We start from the raw sequence: 21,911 nt of genomic DNA, 5'->3' as shown, positions 1-21,911 counted from the left end.
ATTACCGGTAATGCGCGAACAAATGGACTATTGGTGCGCTCCAATCACTGATGGCCAAAGTAAGCGTCTGCAACAGTTTGTGAATCCCCATCCATCTTTATCTTTCCGTGTTCCAACCAAACAATCCGGGTGCAATTTTTAAGGAGAAGTTCCCGAGAGTGACTAGCAATGATAAGAATTTTCGTCTCGTTGACGAGTCCCCGCAACCGCTCGTTTGCCTTGTTTTGAAAACTCTCGTCTCCTGCAGCGAGCCACTCGTCCATGATCAATATTTCGGGCTTGATGACTGTAGAAATCGAGAACGCTAGCCGCAATTGCATACCTGTCGAGTATGTCCTGACGGGCATATCCAGAAAGCTTCCCAATTCGGAAAACTCTTCGATCTCATTTTGCTTCTCGGCCATTTGTTTTTTTGAGAAGCCAAGAAGCGCCCCGCGTATGCCGATATTTTCCCTGCCAGTTGCCTCAGGATCGATACCCAGCGAAATATTAATTAAAGACGTGCATTTGCCGTTGATAGATATGCGGCCACCCGAAGGGTAATATACACCGCTCATCACCCGCAAAAGTGTGGTTTTTCCTGAGCCGTTGTGGCCGATAAGTCCAAGCCGATCGCCTTCTTTGAGGCTTATATTTATCGAATCCAAGCCTCGAATGACAACATGTCCTTCCGAGTTCGAGCCGATTGTCCCCCCGGTTGCCAGGCTCATAACCTGGTTCTTAAGCGATCTGCTTCTGGCGTTATAAATAGGGAAATCTACAGTAACATCTTCAAGAGACATGGAAGTCATGTTTACCTTCACAATTTCATTCATAGTTCTGATTAGAGCCAGTACGTCACGCGTGAGCGAAACCGGTTCAGGAATAACATCGCAACTGCCCAACCTATGACAGCCATGGCGGACACAACGCCCCAGTTTAATGCGCTACCGGTACTTCCGAGCAACGGCTCACGTATGACGCTGATGAGGTGATAGAAGGGATTGAAGTCCAAAATGAGTAGCGATTTATCGGCAGGCAGTTGATGCGGTTGCCACATGATGGGGGTAACATACATTCCCACTTGCATGATGTTTTGTATGATTTGCGTCAGGTCGCGATAACGGGTGCAGACTATTGACAGGATTACCATCATCCAGAGCAGATTTATCGAAACGAGTGCGAATCCTGGAATCACTAGAAGCGCTTCCCATCCAAAGAATTTTCCGAATATTAAAAGGATGACCGGAAGAATTATGATATTGTGGAAGAGGATTATGGAGTTTCGCCACCAGGTTCTGAGAATATATGTGAAGAACGGCAGGGGCAACTGCAACATCGTGTCGGAGTTTGATATGAAACTGACACAGCCTTCGTTGATGAGCTGAGAATAGTATCCCCACATAATCAGGCCCACGCAGATGAAGGGCAGAAACTCCGACATCGGGGACCGGAAGATTGTGCCGAAAACCAGGCCAAGAGCTGCGATTAACACGCCCATATTGATGGTTAGCCAAAAGGCGCCCACACTTGATCGTCGATAACGTTGAGCGACATCCTGCCAACCTAATAGTGCTGCAAGCCGAAAATTGCCGACGGCGCTGGTTATGTCTTCCCAGGCCGTTATCTTCTGCGAATTCGCTATAGTCATATGGAAGCGCGTCTTTCTGTCATTTAAAGCGAGGGTAGTGGCGCTGGCTATATACCGAAAATCACGGCAATTCCATGAGGAGATTAAATTTCTAAATACTCGTGGCAACTGTTCCCACTTGGAGTGTGGCCCTGAAGCCTCCACATTTTGTGCTGCTTCGCGGGTGTCAAAGTGTTGGTGCCGCGGCGGATGCGTGTCAAAAGAGGTCGCGGGCAAGAAACTCATAGGCCGATTGCTGGATTAGGATGAACCCAAATAAAAGGGGACTGGTCCATTGCCGTCACATGATGATCCGCTTTTGCAACCCTATCAGCTGAAACATTTGCGGCTTAAAAACCGCATCATGTCGACCAGTCATGAGCCTGCCTATTCAGAAGATGGCATGCCGAAGCAGCGGTACAGGCTTTATCATACGGAAAAGGCAAAGGGCGGCATTGCGCTGACGATGACCGCTGGTTCGGCTGTCGTGTCGCGGGAATCGCCGCCTGCTTTCGGTAATCTGCACGCCTATAACGATGAGATCGTGCCGTGGTTGCGCGAATTGACAGATGATTGTCATGAGCACGGTGCTGCCGTGATGATACAGCTTACACATCTTGGCCGCCGCACCAGCTGGAACAAGGCCGATTGGCTGCCCGTCATATCAGCATCACCCATACGCGAGCCAGCCCACCGCGCTTTTCCCAAAGAGGCCGAGGACTGGGATATTGAACGGATCATCATGGATTATGCTTCTGCGGCGCAGCGCATGCAGGCAGCCGGATTGGATGGCATTGAGTTCGAGGCATATGGCCATCTTATGGATGGTTTCTGGTCGCCCGCCACGAATAAACGAGGAGACGAATATGGCGGTTCGCTGGATAATCGTCTGCGTTTTACATGGTTGGTGATCGATGCTGTACGCAAAGCTGTCGGACCGGATTTCATCGTCGGCATTCGCATGGTTGCGGATGAAGATTGGGAGCAGGGGCTTTCAAAACAGGAAGGTATGGAGATTGCCCGGCGTATCGCAGCATCGGGAAAGTTTGATTTTCTGAATATTATTCGTGGTCATATCGATACGGATGCGGCGCTGAATGAAGTGATTCCCATTCAGGGCATGCGCTCTTCCCCGCATCTCGATTTTGCCGGAGATGTTCGCGAGGCGACAAAGTTTCCTGTGTTTCATGCGGCCAGAATTGCCGATGTTGCCACTGCCAGACATGCGGTTGCCGAGGGTAAGCTGGATATGGTGGGGATGACACGTGCTCATATCGCTGACCCGCATATCGTGCGTAAAATAATGGCAGGCGAAGAACATCGTATAAGGCCCTGCGTTGGAGCAACCTATTGCCTTGACCGAATTTATGAGGGCGGAGAGGCGCTGTGTATTCACAATGCTGCAACAGGCCGCGAGATTTCAATGCCGCATGTGATTTCCAAAGCCAGCCAAAGCAAGTCGGTGGTTGTCGTAGGAGCAGGTCCCGCAGGACTTGAAGTGGCACGCGTTGCAGCTGAGGCTGGCCACAGGGTCGAAATACTCGAGGCTGCTGATAAAGCGGGCGGCCAAGTGATGTTGGCTTCAAAAAACCCCCGCCGTAAGGAAATGATCGGCATTGTTGATTGGCGTCTTGCCGAGCTTGAGCGCCTCGGTGTTCCGCTGCAATACAATATATGGGCTGAGGCTAATGATATTATATCTCTTGATCCGGATATTGTCGTTATCGCAACGGGTGGACTGCCACAGAACCCGCCACTTGCTGCCGGGGACGATCTGGTTACGTCGAGCTGGGATATTTTGGCTGGATCCGTGAAACCCGGTGAAAATGTCCTGCTCTACGACGATAATGGCGGGCACCAAGGTATGAGTGCGGCTGAAGTCATCGCGCAAGGTGGTTCAAAGCTGGAGCTGGTTAGTCCTGAGCGCTTTTTCGCGCCAGAGATGGGAGGCATGAATCACGTGCCCTATATGCGCGTGTTTCAACAGCAAGGCGTGCGCGTGACGATCAATACTCGGCTGTTGTCGGTTAAGCGCCTTGGCAATCAACTCATCGCCATATTGGGCTCTGATTACGCACCAGACTATCGGGAAGAAAGAACGGTCGACCAGGTGGTTGTCGAGCATGGCACATTGCCCATCGACGATCTCTACCGCGAATTGAAGCCGCTTTCGCGCAATGGTGGTGCGGTCGATTATGACAGGCTGGTCAATGGCGGAGCGATTTTCCCGGTTCGTTCGGAGGGGCAATTCGATCTTTTGCGCATTGGCGATGCCGTTCATGCCCGCAACATTCATGCGGCGATCTATGACGGCCTGCGTTACGCAACACGCTTTTAGGGTCCGGACCCTAGAATGGAGGGCAGCGACCAAGCCGCTGCCCCCTATTTTCTGGGTTAGTTGATTTCAGCTTTTACCTTTTCGGCCACTTCAGCGCTGACCCATTTGGTCCAGATCGCTTCATTGTTCTTCAGGAAGTGCTTTGCACCATCTTCGCCTGTCGCCTGATTGTCTGTCATCCAGGCGAGCAGTTCGTTGACCGTTTTGTTGTCCCAGGAGCGGGCTTTCAAATAATCCATGATGGGGCCGGCATTTTCGCTGAACTTCTTGGTAACGACTGTGTCGACCTCGGCGATTTCCCAATCATTTTTCTTCGGGTCAGGACAATCGGCAACCGTGTTGCAGCGCTTCCATTCGGCAGCATCAAATTTCACGCCATGATCCAGTTTGACCATCGCATATTTGCCAAGAAGGGCTGTCGGTTCCCAGTAATATCCGACCCAACCTTCCTTGCGTTCATATGCCTTAGCCAGTGAGCCATCAAGACCGGCGGCCGATCCTGTGTCCACGAGCGTGAAGCCTTTCTTTTCGGCATCATAGGCCTTGAAGAACTGGGCGGTTGCCACAGTACCGCCCCAGCCGGGAGGTCCGTTGAATACCGCGCCTTTTGTCTTGTCTTCGGGAGCGGGGAAAAGTTCCGGATGCTTAAGCGCATCATCGATTGTTTTAATATCGGGATGAGCGTCAGCCAAATATTTTGGAATCCACCAACCCTGCACGCCGCCATCCGATAGCGACTTGGAAGCATAGACAAGTTTGCCGTCAGCTACGGCCTTGTCCATGATATCGCGCATGAAATCGATCCAACCTTCGGGCGCAATGTCCGGCTGTCCCTTTTCCGTCATTGAGGTGAGGGTCGGAATAGTGTCGCCTTGCACAACGTCTGCGTTGCAGCCATAGCCAGCATTGAGGATGATCTTGTCGAGATTAGCGAGAACCTCCGCCGACTGCCAGTTCATGCTGGCAATGGTGACATCGCCGCATTCCGCAGCGGATGCGTTGCTGACCGCGCCGAGTAACGCCAATCCCATAACGCTGCTCAATAAGAGTGATTTCATCAAAGTACCCCTTCATTTTTTATTTGAATTCTGGCTTGGAAGTTATGGGCATTCGCCATTGACCGGATGCTGTGAGCAGCGCCCGGTTGTGATTGCACGTGCTCGATGCAGGAATGAACCATAGGGCGAGGATAGTACCGCAACACACAGCCAAGAAGCTTGGATGCGGCAAGTCGTATATTGTCTGCGACATCAAATATATTCAGCCACAGCGGGCCTTGCCATCGTCTGATTGATGGTCAGAATGGGGAAAGTTCGGTTAGCAGGAGGATGATCTATGCTCGACAAACGCAAATTCTATATCAATGGTGAATGGGTCGATCCGCTGCAACCAAATGATCTGGAAGTGCTTAATCCGGCAACGGAAAAGCCGATTGCCGTTATTTCAATGGGGACTGCGGCGGATGTTAATCGTGCAGTCGCAGCGGCAAAGAAAGCCTTTGAAAGTTACAGCCGGACGTCGGTAGAGGAGCGGCTGGCGTTACTCGAAAAACTGCTGGCAGTTTACCGACGTCGTTATGATGAGATGGCACGGACGATCACGCTGGAACTGGGCGCTCCGATTACAATGAGCACGCAGCAGCAGGCCGATGTTGGTGTGGGACATCTTCAGGGCTTTATAGATGCCCTCAAAAGCATTCATATGCGAGAGGATTTGCCCAATGGCGACCTGCTGGTACGTGAGCCAATCGGCGTTTGCGGGCTGATTACGCCATGGAACTGGCCGGTGAATCAAATTGCATTGAAGGTCATTCCAGCTCTGGCGACAGGCAGCACCTGCGTATTGAAACCAAGTGAGTTCACGCCGCTTAATGCGATGCTCTATGCGGAAATGGTGCATGAGGCAGGATTTCCGGCCGGAACTTTTAATCTCATCAATGGTGATGGGCCTTCAGTCGGTGCTGCGCTTTCAAAGCACAAGGACGTCGACATGATGTCATTCACCGGTTCCACGCGCGCTGGCATCGCCGTCAGCAAGGATGCGGCAGATACCGTAAAGCGTGTCACGCTGGAACTGGGGGGCAAATCTCCCAATATTGTATTTGAGGATGCAGACCTTGAAGACCGGGTTTCCAGTAGCGTGTTTGAGTGCTTCAACAATAGCGGTCAATCATGTGATGCGCCGACGCGTATGCTCGTGCAGCGCTCGGTCTATGACAAGGTTGTGAAAATTGCGGAAGAAACCGGAAAGCAAGCACGCGTTGGCAATCCGGAAGAGGAGGGCGACCATATCGGCCCACTTGTCAGCAATGTTCAGTATGGCCGCGTCCAAAGTCTGATCGAGGCCGGTATTGCAGAAGGCGCTCGTGTATTGGTTGGCGGCGCTGGCAAGCCGAAAGGATATGAGACCGGCTATTTCGTGCAACCAACCATTTTTGCCGACGTGAATAATGACATGCGCATCGCCAAGGAAGAAGTGTTCGGTCCGGTTCTGGCACTAATCCCGTTCGACACGGAAGAAGAAGCTATCGCAATTGCCAATGACACGCCCTATGGCCTTGCGGCCTATGTGCAGACGGGAGATGCAAAGCGGGCGGAACGGGTTGCGTCACGCCTCAAGGCGGGAATGGTGCATATCAATGGTGGCCCCCATCGCTATGGCAGCCCGTTTGGTGGCTACAAGCAATCCGGTAACGGGCGCGAGGGTGGAAAATTCGGGCTTGAGGATTTTCTGGAAGTCAAAACAATCCATAGGCCATAGGCAAATCGGGTTGGCTGGTAGGACATCCTCAGCCAACCAGTTTTTCATCTATTTCAATGAGATAGGGCTTTTCGCTCTCTTTTGCCGCTAAAAGAGCGGAAGGCAGCTCATTGATATTGCTGAGCCGCTTTGAAGGCAGACCATAGGCTTCAGCGATCTTGATATAATCTGGAGCCGAGGGGCGGACACCAACCGGATTGATATTGACCTCAACCATTGCGCGTTCGATTTCTTGATAGCCCTGATTGTTCCAGACGATGAAGATAACGGGGACTTGTTCGTCAATTGCAGCGCCAAGTTCGCCGAGAACAAACTGAAACCCGCCATCGCCGACAATACAAATCGTCGTGGTGTCCGGCTTGCCTAATGCCGCACCAATTGCTGCGGGAGGACCGAAGCCAAGCGCGCCAAAGCCTGTAGCTGCATTGAACCAGCCGCCTACGCGGTCGTGGTCGTAATACATATTGCCGGAATAGATGGTCTGGGTGGAATCACCCACGATCAATGAATTGGGCAACGTATCGCGCAGTGTATTCAAAAACCGCACTTGGCCTTGTGTGCGGGTATCAATGTCAGCCCATGCACTCTCGCGGGCCTTGCGTGCGCGATCTTCACCGGATTGAGCATTGCGACGTTCCGGCAATGCGCCAGCCAATTTCTCGACCGTTTCCTTGGCTGAGGCTTCTATTGGCAGAAATGCCGGCCAGCGATCGAGCTGGCTCGCATCAATATCGATACGGACAAAGCGCGTCAGTTCGGGAAAGCCACCGTCGCCATACATGTCATAATCGGTCGGACCCATTTCTGTGCCGATGGCAATCACAAGGTCACTGTCGGCGATAAGCTCCCGCACTGCCTTAAGGCTGGGGCTGGCAGGGATAAGCAAAGGGTGATCATGCATGATGCCGCGTGCATTGGTCGTGGCGACGACCGGTGCATCGAGCTTTTCGGAAAGTTCTACCAGACCGTCCGCAGCTGCTTTCGCGCCGCCGCCTATGAGGAGTACCGGACGCCGTGCATTGAGACACAGGCGGGTTAATTCCACCATTGTCTCAGTAGATGCCTGTGGAATTGGAGCATCGGAGAGCAGGCGTGACGCATTTTCCAGCGGAAGGGCCATGATATCGAGCGGAATTTCGATGTGAACAGGGCCGGGCCGTCGGGATGCGAACAAGGCAAAAGCCCTTGCCAGAACAATCGGAAGCTCGTCCGGCTGTTCAATGCGATGCGAGAACATGGCGACGGTTTGCAACATGGCGCGTTGATTGGGCAGTTCATGCAGAAAACCCATGCCCTTGCCGAGCGAATCGCGCTGATTTACCCCGGAAATGACCAGCATCGGAATGGAGTCCGCCCGTGCCTGTCCCATCGCCGTGATCGTGTTGGTGATACCAGGGCCGGTGATTACAAATGCAACGCCCGGTTTGCCCGTAGCCCGCGCGTAACCATCGGCCATAAAGCCAGCACCTTGCTCGTGGCGCGGTGTAATATGGCGTATTTTGGATCCGGCAAGCCCACGGTAGAGTTCTATCGTATGGACGCCAGGAATGCCGAAAACCGTGTCGACATCATAAGATTCGAGCAGTTGAACCAGAGCTTCACCGACAGTGGTCATGCGGATTTCCGTTGTTGCAAGCGGGAAGCGAGGCGGACAATACCGGCGCAAGCAGCGTCAATCTTGTCTTCAGCAACGCTAAGGCTGAGGCGAAGATAGCCGGAAAGGTTTTCGCCAAAGGATTCACCCGGCATGACAGCAACAAGCTCTTCTTCCAGCAAGCGCATGGCAAAATCTTGCCCTGAAAGGCCTGTTGCCCGGATGTCGACCAGAATGAACATGCCAGCTTGTGGTGGTTTGGCGGAGATTCCTGCTACCCCATCGAGACGCTCGGAAATCATTTGCGCGCGGTGCAAAAAGTTTGCCTTCATGATTGCGGCAGCAGCTGCCGGTTGGCTGAGCGCATAGGCTGTCATGTCCGCGATGAATGGCTGAACGCCAAAAAGGATCGATTCCGACAAGGGCAATAGCTTTTGCGTAAACTCTTTTGGTCCAACACACCATCCACTGCGGAAGCCGGGGGCCGCATGCGATTTGGAGATCGATGCGACGGCAACTGTCCGGTCTGCCAGCTCTGGTCTATCCAAGGGAGAGGCGAATTTGCCGTCGAAAATCAGCAGCTCGTACACCTCGTCGGAGACGATCCAGAGATTGTGCTTGCGGCAGACTTCACCAATTTCTGCAACTTCCTTCTCGCTTAATACAGCTCCAGTTGGATTATGCGGCGTATTGAGCAAGAGGACTTTGGCGTTTGGCGTAATCACCTTTTCAAGATCAGACGCCTGCATGCGAAAACCTTTTTCCGGACGAAGCGGCACTGAAACACGAGTGGCGCCGGTGGCGCGCACCACGCCGTCATAAGTCGCATAAAGGGGATCACCGGTGATAATCTCGTCGCCTTCTTCAGCCAGTCCCAGCATGACCAGCGAGAGCGCTGTCTGTGTGCCGGGAAAGCACATGATATTATCCGGATTAATCTGCCGACCAGTGCGGGCGGTATATTTTTTTGACAGTTCAGCAAGGACCGCAGGCTCGCCGCGGCCATTCGAATAGCCGGTGCGGCCCGAACGCATCGCGCTTTCGGCCACGTCCATCATGTCGGTTGGAGTAGGAATATCAGGTTCACCAATGGTCAATTCGATGATCTTGGCACCGGCGTGTTTCATCTCACGCGCACGCATATGCACGGCCCATTTATCTGAGCCTAATCCGGCCAGACGATCAGTAACAGACGCAAAGCGCATCATATCGCGCCTCCTTTGGTGCTAAGTGAAATTCCAAGAACCGCCTCGATAGCGGCAATGCCGGTTTCCGCCAACTCCCCGTCGGCAAAAATATCGCCGGCCAAACATCCTTCAAGCCATAACCCGTCGATGATGGCGTTGATAGCTATAGCATATCGCCTTGTTATCGAGCCGTCGGCAGGCTTGGAGGTGGCAAGCAAGGCGTCACGAATAAGCGCTTCCAGCTCATCGCGAAACCCCAAATAGCCGTCACGGTGTGCAGCTGCCATTGCGGGATCTGCGTGAACGAGACCGATAAAGCCGGCCCAGAGCGACAGATTATGGGGGTCCATAATTGGCGTGCCCAGATTGGCGGTCACGAATGCACTAAGACGGGCGCGGGGGTCCGAGTCCGCGTTCTTCAGCGCATCGCTAGCCTGCACAGTCATGCGACTCATCACCGCCCTGTACGCCGCGCCGATCAAATCATCTTTGACCGGAAAATAATAACGGATCAGCCCCGGAGTAACATCAGCACGCAATGCAATTTCACGCACCGTCGCACCGGCAAGTCCACGTTCCGCCACACATTCGAGCGTTGCCGCGATAAGGTCCTCGCGGCGTTTGTCTTCACCCTCGCGGCGAAAGCTCTTGCGTGTGGCGCTCTGTGTTTTCATTGACGCCAGACAGGGCGGGTGAGGCAAGTAGGGCCGCCTTCACAGGCGATGCACAGTGCATCCGCGTCGAATGTCGTAACGGTGCAACCGGCAGCTTCCATTGCGGCCTTGGTCTTCTCAAATCCGGCCACCGCTATCACTTCGTAAGGAGCAGTGGGGAGGACATTGAGATTAAGACCATTGCTTGCCGCAAACTCTTCTTCCGGTGCTACAACGAGACGAATGCCGCGCTCTTTCAGGAGCTGGTAGAATGCGGCTGGCAAAAGAGGCAAATGGACCAACGCCAAATCTTCCGCGAGCGGTGAAATGATCGACATGAGATGCAAGCAGGCTTCCTCGCCCTGCCAAAGTGGCAAGTCAAAGCCCAGAACAGCAATGCCTAGCGGCTCAAGAATTGCACGAAGCTGATCAATACCCGACTGATTGGTGCGAACGCCACGGCCGACTGCAAGCGTTTTGCTATCCACCCACACGCAATCACCACCTTCGACGGTGCCCGGCGCTTCAATACGGCCAAGGACCGGCACATTCATCTCGCGATAGGTTTCCTCGTGAAGATCGGTTTCATCTAGCCGCAGACTTTTACCCATGCGCAAGAGAACAGCACCCTTGTCGGTTACGAGCGATGGATCGTGGGTGAAGATGGAGTCTGAAAGCCCGTCATTGCCGTCACGAATCCAGGTAATATCGGCACCTGATTTTGCGACCAGATCTGCAAACACACTGTGCTGCTCAGACGCCTTGCGTGGATCAAACTGAGGTCCATAGTGCCAGACATCGCGCTCGGCACCGGCCATAACGCGATCGGGCAGACGCATGATGACGCGTTTCAAGGGAAGGGCCATGGATTGGGAACCGAATGCGCTCATGCCGGATGCTCTCAAAAAATTGCAACTTCCCGTATTTATACGCTTGCATAATTAGAGCGCAAGTGGTGTGATGCGGTTAATTCAGGCAAATTAGACCTGTGCTGACAAAAGAGGCGGATTGAGATTGTCATGAGTGATTCTGCACGACCAAGACAGACTGGAGCTCCCGCATGACGGTGAGCGATGCGGTTTTAACGGACCCGCTCCAACCGCAGTCAGCTGAGCAGGCTGAAGCCATTCATGTGTGGAATTTACATAAGCGCTTTGGTTCGCTTGAGGTACTCAAGGGCGTTTCCATGACTGCCAGAGATGGCGATGTCGTTGCACTGATCGGTGGTAGCGGTTCCGGCAAATCCACCTTTCTGCGCTGCATCAATTTTCTCGAAAACCCCACAAGCGGCGTTATACGCATCAATGGCGAAGACATTGAAATGGTCAGCGACGGGGTGGGTGGGCAATATCCTGCCAATCGCCGCCAGATCGAGCGTATTCGTAGCCGTCTGGGAATGGTCTTTCAAAACTTCAACCTCTGGCAGCATATGACACTGTTGCAGAACGTCATCGAAGTGCCAGTGCATGTGCTTGGCGTGAAACGCGATGAAGCGATTGCCGTGGGCGAACAACTTCTTGAGCGTGTTGGGCTGTCTGCCAAACGTGATGTTTATCCTGCTTATCTGTCCGGCGGCCAGCAGCAACGCGGCGCTATTGCCCGTGCGTTGGCTATTCAGCCGCGTGTCATGTTGTTTGACGAACCAACCTCAGCGCTTGATCCCGAACTTGTCGGCGAAGTCCTGAAAGTGATTGCGGATCTGGCCAAGGAAGGCCGGACAATGCTTCTCGTTACGCACGAGATGAAGTTTGCGCGCGAAGTGGCAAGCCATGTCATGTACCTGCACAACGGCATTGTCGAGGAAGAGGGACCACCGGAAGATTTGTTCGGATCACCAAAATCAGAACGTTTAAAACAGTTTATCCGAACTGTCTCATAAACTGAATCAATAATACGGGGAATAATCCCGGGGAACAGCAAGAGTGGAGATAATGATGAAGACACTATTGAAATCAACAGTTGCGGCCTTTGTTATTCTGGCCGGATTGGGCGTGGCAAATGCTGAAACAATCAAGGTTGGCATTGCGGCAGAGCCATATCCGCCATTCGCCTCGCCGGACGCATCGGGCAAATGGCAGGGCTGGGAGGTCGACATTGCCATGGCGCTTTGTGAAGAAGCGAAACTGGATTGTGTTATTACTCCGGTCTCGTGGGATGGCATTATTCCGGCTCTGACGACCAAGAAGATCGACATTATCACCGCTTCAATGTCGATCACGGCTGAACGCGAAAAGACAATCGATTTCTCGGATAAATATTACAACACGCCGACTGTTATCCTGGGCTCAAAAGACATCAAGATGGAGCCTACGCCGGAAGGGTTGAAAGACAGGATTATCGGTGTGCAGGTTTCGACAGTACACCAGGTCTACGTGAAGAAGCATTTCGCTGGCACGGCAGCTGAGATCAAGGAATATCAGACACAGGACGAGGCCAATCAGGATCTTGCGGCCGGTCGTATTGATGCGACACAGGCAGATGCGCTGGCACTGGAAACCTTTGCGGCAACGGATGCCGGAAAAGCGTGCTGTGAAATCAAAGGCAAGGTTGCCGACGATCTCGAAGTGTTGGGACCTGGCGTCGGTGTTGGTTTGCGTAAGGGCGATACGGCACTCAAGGAAAAAATGAATGCCGCGATCAAAGGCATTCGCGCTAATGGCAAATATGACGAAATCTCAAAGAAGTATTTCAACTTCGATATGTATGGTGGCTGATATGCCTTTGGCCGGGCGGGTATGACCCGCCCGGATTATCTTGCAGAACTGCGCTGACAGCGCTGAATCGAGGACGGCTTGGCCGACGTGTCGATTATTCCTGAAACACTATCGCAGATGCTGACATTGCTTTCTCCCAGCCCACCCGGCTGGGGTGGTAATCTGCTCCGCGGGCTTATGCACTCACTGCAGATCGCATTGGGAGCATTTGGTATGGGGCTGATAATCGGCACTCTGGGTGCATATGGGAAGCTTTATGGATCGCCCTTGGTTCGGGATCTGGCCGGGATTTACACAACCATCGTCCGGGCAGTGCCGGAACTCGTATTGATCCTGCTGCTCTATTATGCGGGTACCGACCTTATCAATCGCATTCTTGAGATGGCCGGATATCAACGTATTGATATTAGCGGCTTGGTGGCCGGCATAGTCGTGCTTGGTTTCGTGCAGGGTGCCTATGCTACCGAAGTGTTGCGCGGTGCCATAAAGGCGATTCCTTATGGGGAGATAGAAGCAGCTCGCGCCTATGGCATGTCTCCAATATTGATGATGCGCCGCATAACGCTTCCCTCAATGCTGCCTTATGCTTTGCCAGGCCTGGCCAATCTCTGGCTGATAGCCACCAAGGATACGGCGTTACTTGCCGTTGTCGGTTTTAGTGAATTGACGCTGGAAACCCGGCAAGCCGCAGGAACGACCAAAGCATATTTCCTGTTCTTTATGGCTGCGGGGGTGCTCTATCTGCTCACCACGCTTTTCTCCAATCTCATAGTTGGGCGAATTGAGAAATGGGCGCGGCGTGGTATGCCGTCGGTCAGGGAGGCAGGGTAATGTCCAACCTGACTGTTGATACGAAAATTGAAATCCCCCTTGAGACCTTTCCCATTCATAAGGATGCGGACCCCGATCGACCGCGTGAGTGGATGCAGCCGCACCGGATTGTTCTGATATTGATCGGTCTGGCGCTCGTGGCATCCGCGATATTCTTTCTGCGCTGGGATTGGTTGCCCAATTATGGCGGACTTATTCTCCAAGGATTATGGCGCACCATCTGGATATTATGCGTCACAGTGTTTCTCGGCTTTCTGCTGGCGGTTCCGCTGGGTCTCGCGCAAGCTGCAGGGCCTGCCATTCTCGCTGTTCCAGCACGCTGGTTTTGCACGGTCATTCGCGGAACGCCGCTTCTCCTGCAGCTTTGGCTCCTTTACTACGGATTGGGGTCACTTTTCCCTCAATATCCCTGGATACGCGGATCAGAGCTTTGGCCGTATTTGAGGCAGGCATGGCCCTATGCGGTGCTTGCCCTTACGCTGTCTTATGCGGGCTATGAAGGTGAGGTCATGCGCGGTGCTTTTGCCGGTGTGCCCAAGGGACAATTGGAAGCTGCACGGGCGTTTGGAATGCGCCGATTCACGATATTAAGGCGCATCTGGCTTCCACAAGCTATTCATCGTGCTCTGCCAACACTTGCGGGCGAGGCGGTGTTGCAGCTGAAATCCACGCCTCTTGTAGCAACGATTACCGTCGTGGACCTTTATTCGGTGGCGTCGCGGATTCGCCAGGATACGTTCATCACCTATGAACCGCTGCTTTTGCTTGCGGCGGGCTACCTGATCATAACCGGAATAATTGTCTTCCTGTTCAGGCGTTTGGAACGGCTTGTTCCCTCTCGCCTTGGCTGACGAATATACTGATGTTTGACGCAAATGGCGGGACTTATGTCGCAAGTGTTTGGTGTGTTGTCGTGGGCAAATGCGCATAGTGTGAGCATAAGGGAACGCCTCGCAAAGACGAGAAAATGGGATTGTATCATTCGCGGGCGCTCCGCCCGGTATGCATCGCCATTTTCGTATCCATGTGAGGGCGAAAGGTGGTAATGCGAACAGTCGAAACTTTTCCGCATAAGATCACAGAGCAAGCCGATATGGGCATCGTCATGCCCGACGGCTGCCGCCTTTCAGCGCGGGTCTGGATGCCTGAGGAAGCTGACGAAAACCCTGTTCCGGCCATTCTTGAATTTCTGCCATATCGCAAACGTGACGGAACGACCGCGCGCGATAATCTGACCCATCCTTATTTTGCCGGGCATGGCTATGCCTGCTTGCGTGTTGATATGCGCGGGAATGGCGATTCCGAAGGATTGATGGAAGACGAATATTCCGAACAGGAATTGCAGGATGCCTGCGATGTCATCAAATGGATCGCGGCTCAATCCTGGTCGACCGGCAAGGTTGGCATGATGGGCATTTCCTGGGGCGGTTTTAACTCGCTTCAAGTGGCGGCAATGCAACCGGATGCACTCAAAGCCATCATTACGCTTTGTTCGACCGATGATCGTTATGCCGACGATATTCACTATAAGGGCGGTCTTCTGCTGAATGAAAATCTGGGTTGGGGCGCAACGATGCTGTCCTATTCGTCCCGGGCGCCTGATCCGGCCTTGGTTGGTGAAAAATGGCGGGGTATGTGGCTCGAGCGCTTGGACAATGAGCCATTTTTGCCTGCTGTCTGGTTGAATCACCAGACACGCGATGGCTATTGGCAGCGCGGCTCCGTTTGCGAAGATTTTTCGAAGATAAAGGCCGCGACACTTGCAGTTGGAGGATGGGGCGACGCTTACAAGAATGCCGTTTCCAGATTGATGACTGGAATTACGGCGCCGGTAAAAGGCATAATTGGGCCTTGGGTGCACAAATATCCGCATTTTGCGGTGCCGGGGCCGCGTATCGGCTTTCTCCAAGAGGCTCTGCGCTGGTGGGATCGATGGCTTAAGGACATTGAGACCGGCGTTGAGAATGATCCGGCCTATCGCGGCTATCTGATGGATTCCGTACGGCCTAAAAGCTGGTATACGGAGCGGCCTGGTCGCTGGATTGCAGAAGAACAATGGCCATCGCAAACTATTGGAACTGCGCTGTTTCATCTTCACGACGACAAGAGCCTGTCAGGGCAGCCACCAGATGCCTTTTCGCATCTGGTGTCATCGCCGCAGGATTGCGGGATGATGGGAGGCGAATACTGCGCGATCTGGCTGGGTCCGGAAATGCCGGGCGATCAGCGCCGCGATGACGCTCTTTCCGTTTGCTATGATATGCAACTCGACCGGTCGATGGATATTGTCGGTGCGCCCGAAATTACATTGAAACTGACGAGCGACAAGCCTGTTGCCATGGTTGCCGTGCGACTTTGCGATGTGCATCCGGACGGCGCCTCAACACGCATCACCTATGGTGTTTTCAATCTTTGCCATCGCAATAGTCACGCTGTACCCGAAGCATTGGAGCCGGGCAAAAGCTATGAAATCAGCTTCAAGCTTGATGATATCGCTTATCGCCTCCCTGCGGGGCATAAGTTGCGGGTTGCCGTATCCTCGTCATACTGGCCAATGGTCTGGCCTTCACCGGAACCCGTCAGTCTGACAATTCAATCTGGAACAGTTGCTGTTCCGTCGCGGGCAATGGCTGAGGGTGACGAGTGGACCTTCGCCGAGCCGGAAGCAGCATCGCCATGGCAATTGGAGACGTTGCGCGACAGTGCCAATAGTCGCTCAATTGTCCATGATCAGGTCAGTGGAAAGATTGTATTGTTGATCGAAGATGATTTCGGCGAAGCGCGAGACAAGGACCACGGTCTGATCCATGGCGGTGTGGCGCGTGAACGCTGGGAAATTCAGGCCGATGATCCGCTATCGGCGCGGGGTGAAACCCATTGGACCGAGATTTCGGGGCGTGACAATTGGCGTATCAGAACTGAGACTTTTACGAGCATGCATTCTGACAAGCACAAATTTTATCTCACGGGCCGGATCGAGGCCTATGAGAATGACAATGTCGTATTCGAGCGTGATTTTGCGGAAACAATTGATCGAAATTTCATATGAGAATGTCCGGCATTCGCGCATGAGAAGTATCTAAAGGTTGAAATACATAGTTATCAGGTCGCATAATTAGAGAAAACCAGAAGGCGCAAAGCGTCTTAGACAAGAAGGGGAATTCAATGTCTAATGAACTCGACTATCTCAGCCGCAGGGTTGCACTTGGAAAGCTTTCGCGCCGGGATTTCCTCGGTCGCGCCGCTGCGCTCGGCGTAACCACAGTTTTTGCCAATTCACTCCTGACCAGCGCAGCCTTGGCTGAGGGGCCGGTCAAAGGCGGTACGCTTAAAGCCGGTATGCAGGGTGGCGCATCGACTGACAGTCTTGATCCAGCCACCTGGCAAAGTCAGGTTCCCTACAAGTTTGGGCGCCAATGGGGCGAGCAACTGGTCGAGATCCAGCCCGACGGAACTTTGCAACCCAAGCTTGCCGAAGAGTGGGGCTCATCTGACGATGCGAAGGTCTGGACATTCAAGATTCGCAAAGGCGTTCAGTTTCACGACGGCAAGGACATGACGCCGGACGATGTTGTGGCAACGATGGAACGCCACTCCGACGCGAATTCCAAGTCCGGTGCGCTAGGCGTCATGGGTGGTATCTCCAATGTGAAGAAAGACGGCGATACCGTTGTATTTACACTGAAAGAAGCCAATGCCGACCTGCCATTCCTGATGGACGACTACCATCTCATGATTCAGCCGAATGGCGGCAAGGACAAGCCCACAGCCGGTATTGGCACGGGTCCCTATAAGGTCGTGACTGACGAGCCCGGCGTTCGCCATATCGGCGCAAAGTTTGAAAACTATTGGAATGGCGACAAGCGCGGTCATGCCGAGCAAATTGAAATCATCGTGATCAATGATGCAACTGCACGTACTTCCGCGCTGCAGTCGGGTCAGGTGCACATGATCAACCGGGTCGAGCCGAAGATTGTCGATCTGGTCAAGCGCGTGCCGGGCGTTACCATTCAGAACGTGGCCGGTAAGGGACACTACGTTTTCATCGCTCATTGCAACACGGCGCCATTCAATAATAACGACCTGCGGTTGGCGCTTAAATATGCGATGAACCGTGAGGACATGGTGCAGAAAATTCTGCGTGGTTACGGTTCGGTCGGCAATGATTTCCCGATCAACAAGGCCTATCCATTATTCTCTGACGATATTGAGCAGCGCGCATACGATCCTGATAAAGCCGCCTTCCACTTCAAAAAGTCGGGCCATGACGGGCCAATACTGCTTCGCACATCCGACGTTGCCTTCCCGGGCGCTGTGGATGCGGCTCAGCTTTATCAGCAGAGCGCTGCAAAGGCCGGTATTACCATTGAGGTCAAGCGTGAGCCCGGCGATGGCTATTGGTCAGAAGTGTGGAACAAACAGCCATTTTCCGAATCCTATTGGGGCGGGCGTCCAACGCAAGATCAGATGTATTCGACGGCCTACCTTTCTACCGCCGATTGGAATGACACGCGCTTCTTCAATGAAAAGTTTGACAAGATGCTGATTACGGCACGCGGCGAACTGGACGAAGCCAAGCGCAAGTCGATGTACCGCGACATGTCAGTCATCGTGCGCGATGAGGGTGGGGTGATCGTGCCAATGTTCAACGACTTCATTGATGCGACAAGCGCAAAGGTGGGCGGTTGGGTACCAGATGGCAATCAGGAGATGAGCGGCGGTTACGCATTGTCGCGTTGCTGGCTGAACGCCTGATCGGCCGCGTGAGATGAGTACACCTGTCCTGAAACTGGTTGCCCAACGCATCGCGATGGGCATCCTTCTTCTCCTTGCAGTTTCCGTGCTGATTTTTGCAGGCACGCAGATTCTGCCCGGAGACGTTGCGCAATCCATACTCGGGCAATCAGCCACGCCGCAAGCGCTTGAAAACCTGCGACGTGACATGGGCCTGAATGATCCAGCCTATATCCGCTATCTCCATTGGCTTGGCGGCATATTGACCGGTGATTTGGGAACGGCCCTCTCAAGCGGGCAGGACATTGCAAGCTCACTGAAAGGAAGGCTGTGGAATACCTTGTTCCTTGCATTCTGGGCGGCAATTGTTTCCATTCCATTGGCTATTGGTCTGGGACTGTTGGCAGTGCGCTATCGCAATGGTTTCGTGGACAAGCTCATTTCCGGCCTCGGTCTGGCCTCAACTTCGTTGCCCGAGTTTTTTACCGGATACCTGCTGATCTACTTTGTCGCCGTTCGTCTGCAATGGTTTCCAAGTGTTTCAACGGTTTATGAAGGCATGCCGCTGGGTGAAAGGCTCAGCGCCATCGCCTTGCCGGTGACCGTTCTGACACTGGTTGTGCTGGCGCATATGATGCGCATGACACGCGCCGCCATTTTAAACGTCATGCAGTCTGCCTATGTGGAGACAGCGGAACTAAAGGGGCTTTCGCCCTTGCAGATCATCACGCGGCACGCATTTCCAAATGCTATCGCGCCGATCGTAAATGTGGTCATGCTCAATCTGGCATTCTTGATCGTCGGCGTTGTCGTAGTCGAGGTTATCTTTGTCTATCCCGGCATGGGACAGTACCTTGTGGACCACGTGGCCAAACGCGATGTGCCGGTTGTTCAGGCATGTGGGCTTATTTTCGCGGCTGTATATGTCAGCCTGAATATTATTGCTGACATCGTGGCGATTGTTTCCAATCCCCGCCTCAGACACCCGAAGTGAGGCCCACGCAATGTTGAATGTAAAGAATATTCCTATCAGTGCGTGGATCGGACTTCTCGTCACTGCTGTATTCGTCTTCGCAGCGGTTTTTGCGCCGTGGGTTGCTCCTTATCCTGTGGGGGAGACGGTTGGTGACGTATGGGAACCGATGTCGGCCAAATATTTGCTTGGCACAGATAATCTGGGTCGCGATTTGCTCTCACGCATGATTTTTGGCGCACGCATCACCATCTTCATTGCGGCCACAGCAACGGCACTATCGTTCATTTTGGGTTCTGTTCTAGGTTTCGCCGCAGCCGTAATCGGAGGCTGGTTTGATCAGCTCATGTCGCGGTTTGTCGATCTGATCATGGCTATTCCGACCCTGATTTTTGCGCTTGTCGTGCTTTCGGTTTTGCCGGCAAATATAATGACATTGATCCTCGTCATGGGGCTATTGGATGCGACGCGCGTTTACCGGCTGGCCCGGGCAGTAGCAGTTGATATCAATGTCATGGACTTTGTCGAGGCTGCGAAACTTCGTGGCGAGGGCCGTATCTGGATTATTTTCAGGGAAATATTACCCAATGCCCTGACACCTTTGATCGCAGAGCTTGGCCTGAGATTCATATTTGCAGTTCTTTTCCTTTCGGCACTTTCCTTCCTTGGCCTCGGTGTCCAGCCGCCTGACGCTGATTGGGGTGGAATGGTGAAGGAAAACAAGGAGGGTATCGTCTTTGGCATTCCTGCAGCTTTGATACCTGCTGCGGCCATTGCTGTGCTTGCGATCTCGGTCAACCTTGTCGCGGACTGGATATTGAACCGAACCACCAGCCTGAAGGGAGGTCGCGGATAATGGTCAAAGCTCCATTGAAAGACAAAACAGGCCTTCTTCTCGACATCCGCAATCTGCGTATCGAAGCAACCAGTTATCCGCCTGGAGAACCGCCCAGGAATATTATTATTGTCGACGGTGTGTCGGTAAAGCTTGAGCGGGGTAAGGTGCTCGGACTTATAGGCGAATCCGGTGCGGGCAAATCGACAATCGGGCTCTCCAGCATGGGCTATGGCAGGGGTGGCGTACGCATTACCGGTGGTGAAGTGCTGTTGAACGGCCGAGATATTCTGAAAGGCGGCGCCAAGATATTGCGACAGATACGGGGCCGCGAAGTTTGCTACGTGGCGCAATCGGCTGCTGCGGCCTTCAATCCTGCGCGCAAATTGATGGATCAGGTGATTGAAGCCGCGCTGCTTCACAAAATATGCACCAAGGCCGAGGCAGAAAAGCGCGCGGTCGGACTTTTCAAAAAGCTGGGTCTTCCAAATCCTGAAACTTTTGGCCAGCGCTTTCCGCATCAGGTGTCGGGCGGACAGCTACAACGTGCCATGACAGCTATGGCTCTATGTTCGGAGCCGGATCTGATTGTCTTTGATGAGCCAACGACGGCTCTTGATGTGACCACGCAGATTGATGTGCTGGCTTCTATCAAGGATGCAATCCGCGATACGAATGTCGCCGCACTCTATATCACGCACGATCTTGCTGTGGTTGCACAGGTCGCTGACGACATTCTCGTCTTGCGCCATGGCAAACAGGTCGAATACGGAGATACACAACAGATAATCAAAGCGCCGCGCCAAGCCTATACAAAACAGCTTGTGTCCGTGCATCACATTCCGCACGAACAAAAAAGTCCTGCCGACAAGCCAATTCTATCGGTGAGGAACGTCACCGCTGCCTATGGCGGCGGATTGGTCAAAGTGCTCAAGAACGTTTCTGTCGATATACATCTTGGTCAGACCTTGGCTGTGGTCGGTGAATCCGGTTCTGGTAAATCAACACTTGCTCGCGTCATCACTGGGCTTTTGCCGCCGATGGAAGGGGCGATCACCTTTGAAGGCAGAACATTATCGGCGCGACTTGCCAATCGCACGCGCGACGATCTGCGAGAATTGCAGATGATCTATCAAATGGCTGATACCGCGATGAATCCACGCCAAACGGTCGGTACCATTATCGGCCGTCCGTTGGAATTCTATTTCGGTATGGGTGGTAAGGAACGCGACAAGCGCGTTGCCGAATTGCTGGAAAAAATGGAAATGGGCAAAAATTTTGCTGGCTGCTATCCGGCAGAACTGTCCGGCGGGCAGAAGCAGCGTGTTTGCATCGCGCGCGCACTGGCTGCAAAACCCAAGCTCATCATCTGCGACGAGGTAACCAGCGCGCTTGATCCCTTGGTTGCTGACGGTATTTTGAAACTGCTTTTGAATTTGCAAAAGGATGAAAACGTCGCTTATCTTTTTATCACGCATGACCTTGCGACAGTGAAATCCATATCCGACTCCATCGCAGTCATGTATCGGGGTGAAGTGGTTCGCTACGGTCCGAAGTCGGACGTGTTGAAACCGCCATTTGACGATTACACGGATTTGCTCTTGTCGTCGGTTCCAGAAATGGAACTCGGCTGGCTGGAAACGGCTATGAAGACAAGGCGAATGGCAAGCGCTGGAAACTAAA

At 53.2% G+C, this 21,911-nt stretch carries 18 protein-coding genes; 11 read left to right on the top strand and 7 right to left on the bottom strand.

The features are described 5' to 3' along the window. Positions 1-44: 44 nt before the first annotated feature. Positions 45-791 carry an ABC transporter ATP-binding protein gene (locus AC6CHM_RS03955; protein WP_115053288.1) on the bottom strand — a complete coding sequence of 249 codons (747 nt, stop codon included), beginning with the start codon at positions 789-791 and terminating at the stop codon, positions 45-47. 32 nt (positions 792-823) lie between these two features. Further along, on the bottom strand, positions 824-1,855 hold the full coding sequence (locus tag AC6CHM_RS03950; RefSeq protein ID WP_498172058.1) for an ABC transporter permease: 1,032 nt from the start codon (positions 1,853-1,855) through the stop codon (positions 824-826). Positions 1,856-1,904: 49 nt separating this feature from the next. Here AC6CHM_RS03950 and AC6CHM_RS03945 point away from each other — a divergent pair, with 49 nt between their 5' ends. Further along, complete coding sequence (locus AC6CHM_RS03945) at positions 1,905-3,947, top strand: oxidoreductase (protein ID WP_354343822.1); 2,043 nt, start codon at positions 1,905-1,907, stop codon at positions 3,945-3,947. A 56-nt stretch (positions 3,948-4,003) separates the two neighbouring features. Here the strand turns inward: AC6CHM_RS03945 and AC6CHM_RS03940 are convergent, their stop codons facing one another. Then, the gene (locus AC6CHM_RS03940; protein ID WP_115052948.1) at positions 4,004-5,005 is read right to left on the bottom strand and encodes a glycine betaine ABC transporter substrate-binding protein; all 1,002 of its coding nucleotides are present in this window, start codon (positions 5,003-5,005) and stop codon (positions 4,004-4,006) included. Between the two features lie 277 nt (positions 5,006-5,282). On the opposite strand from AC6CHM_RS03940, the gene AC6CHM_RS03935 reads away from it, so the two are divergent. Further along, positions 5,283-6,707: an aldehyde dehydrogenase family protein gene (locus tag AC6CHM_RS03935; RefSeq protein WP_337354697.1), complete on the top strand. Its 1,425-nt coding sequence runs from the start codon at positions 5,283-5,285 to the stop codon at positions 6,705-6,707. A gap of 28 nt (positions 6,708-6,735) precedes the next feature. On the opposite strand, the gene AC6CHM_RS03930 is transcribed toward AC6CHM_RS03935, so the two are convergent. The 4 genes from AC6CHM_RS03930 to AC6CHM_RS03915 are packed head-to-tail and all read right to left on the bottom strand — an operon-like array spanning position 6,736 to position 11,031. Further along, complete coding sequence (locus AC6CHM_RS03930; protein WP_337354698.1) at positions 6,736-8,322, bottom strand: 5-guanidino-2-oxopentanoate decarboxylase; 1,587 nt, start codon at positions 8,320-8,322, stop codon at positions 6,736-6,738. Continuing rightward, entirely contained in the window at positions 8,319-9,506 is a 1,188-nt protein-coding gene (locus AC6CHM_RS03925) for a pyridoxal phosphate-dependent aminotransferase (protein WP_307286555.1), read from the bottom strand. The genes AC6CHM_RS03930 and AC6CHM_RS03925 overlap by 4 nt, the downstream gene beginning before the upstream one ends. Beyond that, positions 9,506-10,162, bottom strand: a complete 657-nt coding sequence (locus AC6CHM_RS03920; protein WP_115052952.1) for a TetR/AcrR family transcriptional regulator — start codon at positions 10,160-10,162, stop codon at positions 9,506-9,508. The genes AC6CHM_RS03925 and AC6CHM_RS03920 overlap by 1 nt, the downstream gene beginning before the upstream one ends. Then, the gene (locus AC6CHM_RS03915) at positions 10,159-11,031 is read right to left on the bottom strand and encodes a dimethylarginine dimethylaminohydrolase family protein (protein WP_307285351.1); all 873 of its coding nucleotides are present in this window, start codon (positions 11,029-11,031) and stop codon (positions 10,159-10,161) included. The genes AC6CHM_RS03920 and AC6CHM_RS03915 overlap by 4 nt, the downstream gene beginning before the upstream one ends. A 170-nt stretch (positions 11,032-11,201) precedes the next feature. Between AC6CHM_RS03915 and AC6CHM_RS03910 the strand changes: the two genes are divergently transcribed. The 9 genes from AC6CHM_RS03910 (at position 11,202) to AC6CHM_RS03870 (ending at position 21,910) form a co-directional block, all read left to right on the top strand. Then, positions 11,202-12,020: an ATP-binding cassette domain-containing protein gene (locus AC6CHM_RS03910; RefSeq protein ID WP_115052954.1), complete on the top strand. Its 819-nt coding sequence runs from the start codon at positions 11,202-11,204 to the stop codon at positions 12,018-12,020. 52 nt (positions 12,021-12,072) lie between these two features. Beyond that, positions 12,073-12,855, top strand: a complete 783-nt coding sequence (locus tag AC6CHM_RS03905) for a transporter substrate-binding domain-containing protein (protein WP_370878825.1) — start codon at positions 12,073-12,075, stop codon at positions 12,853-12,855. Between the two features lie 117 nt (positions 12,856-12,972). Further along, positions 12,973-13,686, top strand: coding sequence for an ABC transporter permease (locus AC6CHM_RS03900; protein ID WP_354344494.1), 714 nt, complete (start codon positions 12,973-12,975; stop codon positions 13,684-13,686). 92 nt (positions 13,687-13,778) lie between these two features. Next, positions 13,779-14,537, top strand: a complete 759-nt coding sequence (locus AC6CHM_RS03895; protein WP_354344493.1) for an ABC transporter permease — start codon at positions 13,779-13,781, stop codon at positions 14,535-14,537. A 194-nt stretch (positions 14,538-14,731) separates the two neighbouring features. Beyond that, positions 14,732-16,735, top strand: a complete 2,004-nt coding sequence (locus tag AC6CHM_RS03890; RefSeq protein WP_498172055.1) for a CocE/NonD family hydrolase — start codon at positions 14,732-14,734, stop codon at positions 16,733-16,735. 116 nt (positions 16,736-16,851) lie between these two features. Further along, positions 16,852-18,441 (top strand): ABC transporter substrate-binding protein, encoded by a 1,590-nt coding sequence (locus tag AC6CHM_RS03885; protein ID WP_115052958.1) that lies wholly within the window; start codon positions 16,852-16,854, stop codon positions 18,439-18,441. Between the two features lie 13 nt (positions 18,442-18,454). Further along, the gene (locus AC6CHM_RS03880; RefSeq protein WP_498172054.1) at positions 18,455-19,414 is read left to right on the top strand and encodes an ABC transporter permease; all 960 of its coding nucleotides are present in this window, start codon (positions 18,455-18,457) and stop codon (positions 19,412-19,414) included. A 10-nt stretch (positions 19,415-19,424) separates the two neighbouring features. Further along, a complete protein-coding gene (locus tag AC6CHM_RS03875) occupies positions 19,425-20,249 on the top strand; it encodes an ABC transporter permease (RefSeq protein ID WP_115052960.1) in 825 nt (274 codons plus the stop codon). Beyond that, entirely contained in the window at positions 20,249-21,910 is a 1,662-nt protein-coding gene (locus AC6CHM_RS03870) for an ABC transporter ATP-binding protein (protein ID WP_498172052.1), read from the top strand. The genes AC6CHM_RS03875 and AC6CHM_RS03870 overlap by 1 nt, the downstream gene beginning before the upstream one ends. The last annotated feature ends 1 nt before the right edge of the window (position 21,911 follow it).

It is taken from the genome of Phyllobacterium sp. GQ127 (assembly GCF_059758635.1).
Note: the sequence above shows the minus strand (reverse complement) of the source record. Positions and strands in the feature narration are given on the sequence as shown.

Excerpts from the sequence above, each read along its gene's own strand:
- AC6CHM_RS03940 (WP_115052948.1), bottom strand. The coding sequence starts at position 5,005 with ATGAAATCACTCTTATTGAGCAGCGTTATGGGATTGGCGTTACTCGGC.
- AC6CHM_RS03905 (WP_370878825.1), top strand. The coding sequence starts at position 12,073 with ATGATGAAGACACTATTGAAATCAACAGTTGCGGCCTTTGTTATTCTG.
- AC6CHM_RS03910 (WP_115052954.1), top strand. The coding sequence starts at position 11,202 with ATGACGGTGAGCGATGCGGTTTTAACGGACCCGCTCCAACCGCAGTCA.
- AC6CHM_RS03930 (WP_337354698.1), bottom strand. The coding sequence starts at position 8,322 with ATGACCACTGTCGGTGAAGCTCTGGTTCAACTGCTCGAATCTTATGAT.
- AC6CHM_RS03890 (WP_498172055.1), top strand. The coding sequence starts at position 14,732 with ATGCGAACAGTCGAAACTTTTCCGCATAAGATCACAGAGCAAGCCGAT.
- AC6CHM_RS03915 (WP_307285351.1), bottom strand. The coding sequence starts at position 11,031 with ATGAGCGCATTCGGTTCCCAATCCATGGCCCTTCCCTTGAAACGCGTC.
- AC6CHM_RS03875 (WP_115052960.1), top strand. The coding sequence starts at position 19,425 with ATGTTGAATGTAAAGAATATTCCTATCAGTGCGTGGATCGGACTTCTC.
- AC6CHM_RS03955 (WP_115053288.1), bottom strand. The coding sequence starts at position 791 with ATGACTTCCATGTCTCTTGAAGATGTTACTGTAGATTTCCCTATTTAT.
- AC6CHM_RS03920 (WP_115052952.1), bottom strand. The coding sequence starts at position 10,162 with ATGAAAACACAGAGCGCCACACGCAAGAGCTTTCGCCGCGAGGGTGAA.
- AC6CHM_RS03900 (WP_354344494.1), top strand. The coding sequence starts at position 12,973 with ATGCTGACATTGCTTTCTCCCAGCCCACCCGGCTGGGGTGGTAATCTG.
- AC6CHM_RS03895 (WP_354344493.1), top strand. The coding sequence starts at position 13,779 with ATGCAGCCGCACCGGATTGTTCTGATATTGATCGGTCTGGCGCTCGTG.
- AC6CHM_RS03870 (WP_498172052.1), top strand. The coding sequence starts at position 20,249 with ATGGTCAAAGCTCCATTGAAAGACAAAACAGGCCTTCTTCTCGACATC.
- AC6CHM_RS03885 (WP_115052958.1), top strand. The coding sequence starts at position 16,852 with ATGTCTAATGAACTCGACTATCTCAGCCGCAGGGTTGCACTTGGAAAG.
- AC6CHM_RS03880 (WP_498172054.1), top strand. The coding sequence starts at position 18,455 with ATGAGTACACCTGTCCTGAAACTGGTTGCCCAACGCATCGCGATGGGC.
- AC6CHM_RS03925 (WP_307286555.1), bottom strand. The coding sequence starts at position 9,506 with ATGCGCTTTGCGTCTGTTACTGATCGTCTGGCCGGATTAGGCTCAGAT.
- AC6CHM_RS03950 (WP_498172058.1), bottom strand. The coding sequence starts at position 1,855 with ATGAGTTTCTTGCCCGCGACCTCTTTTGACACGCATCCGCCGCGGCAC.
- AC6CHM_RS03935 (WP_337354697.1), top strand. The coding sequence starts at position 5,283 with ATGCTCGACAAACGCAAATTCTATATCAATGGTGAATGGGTCGATCCG.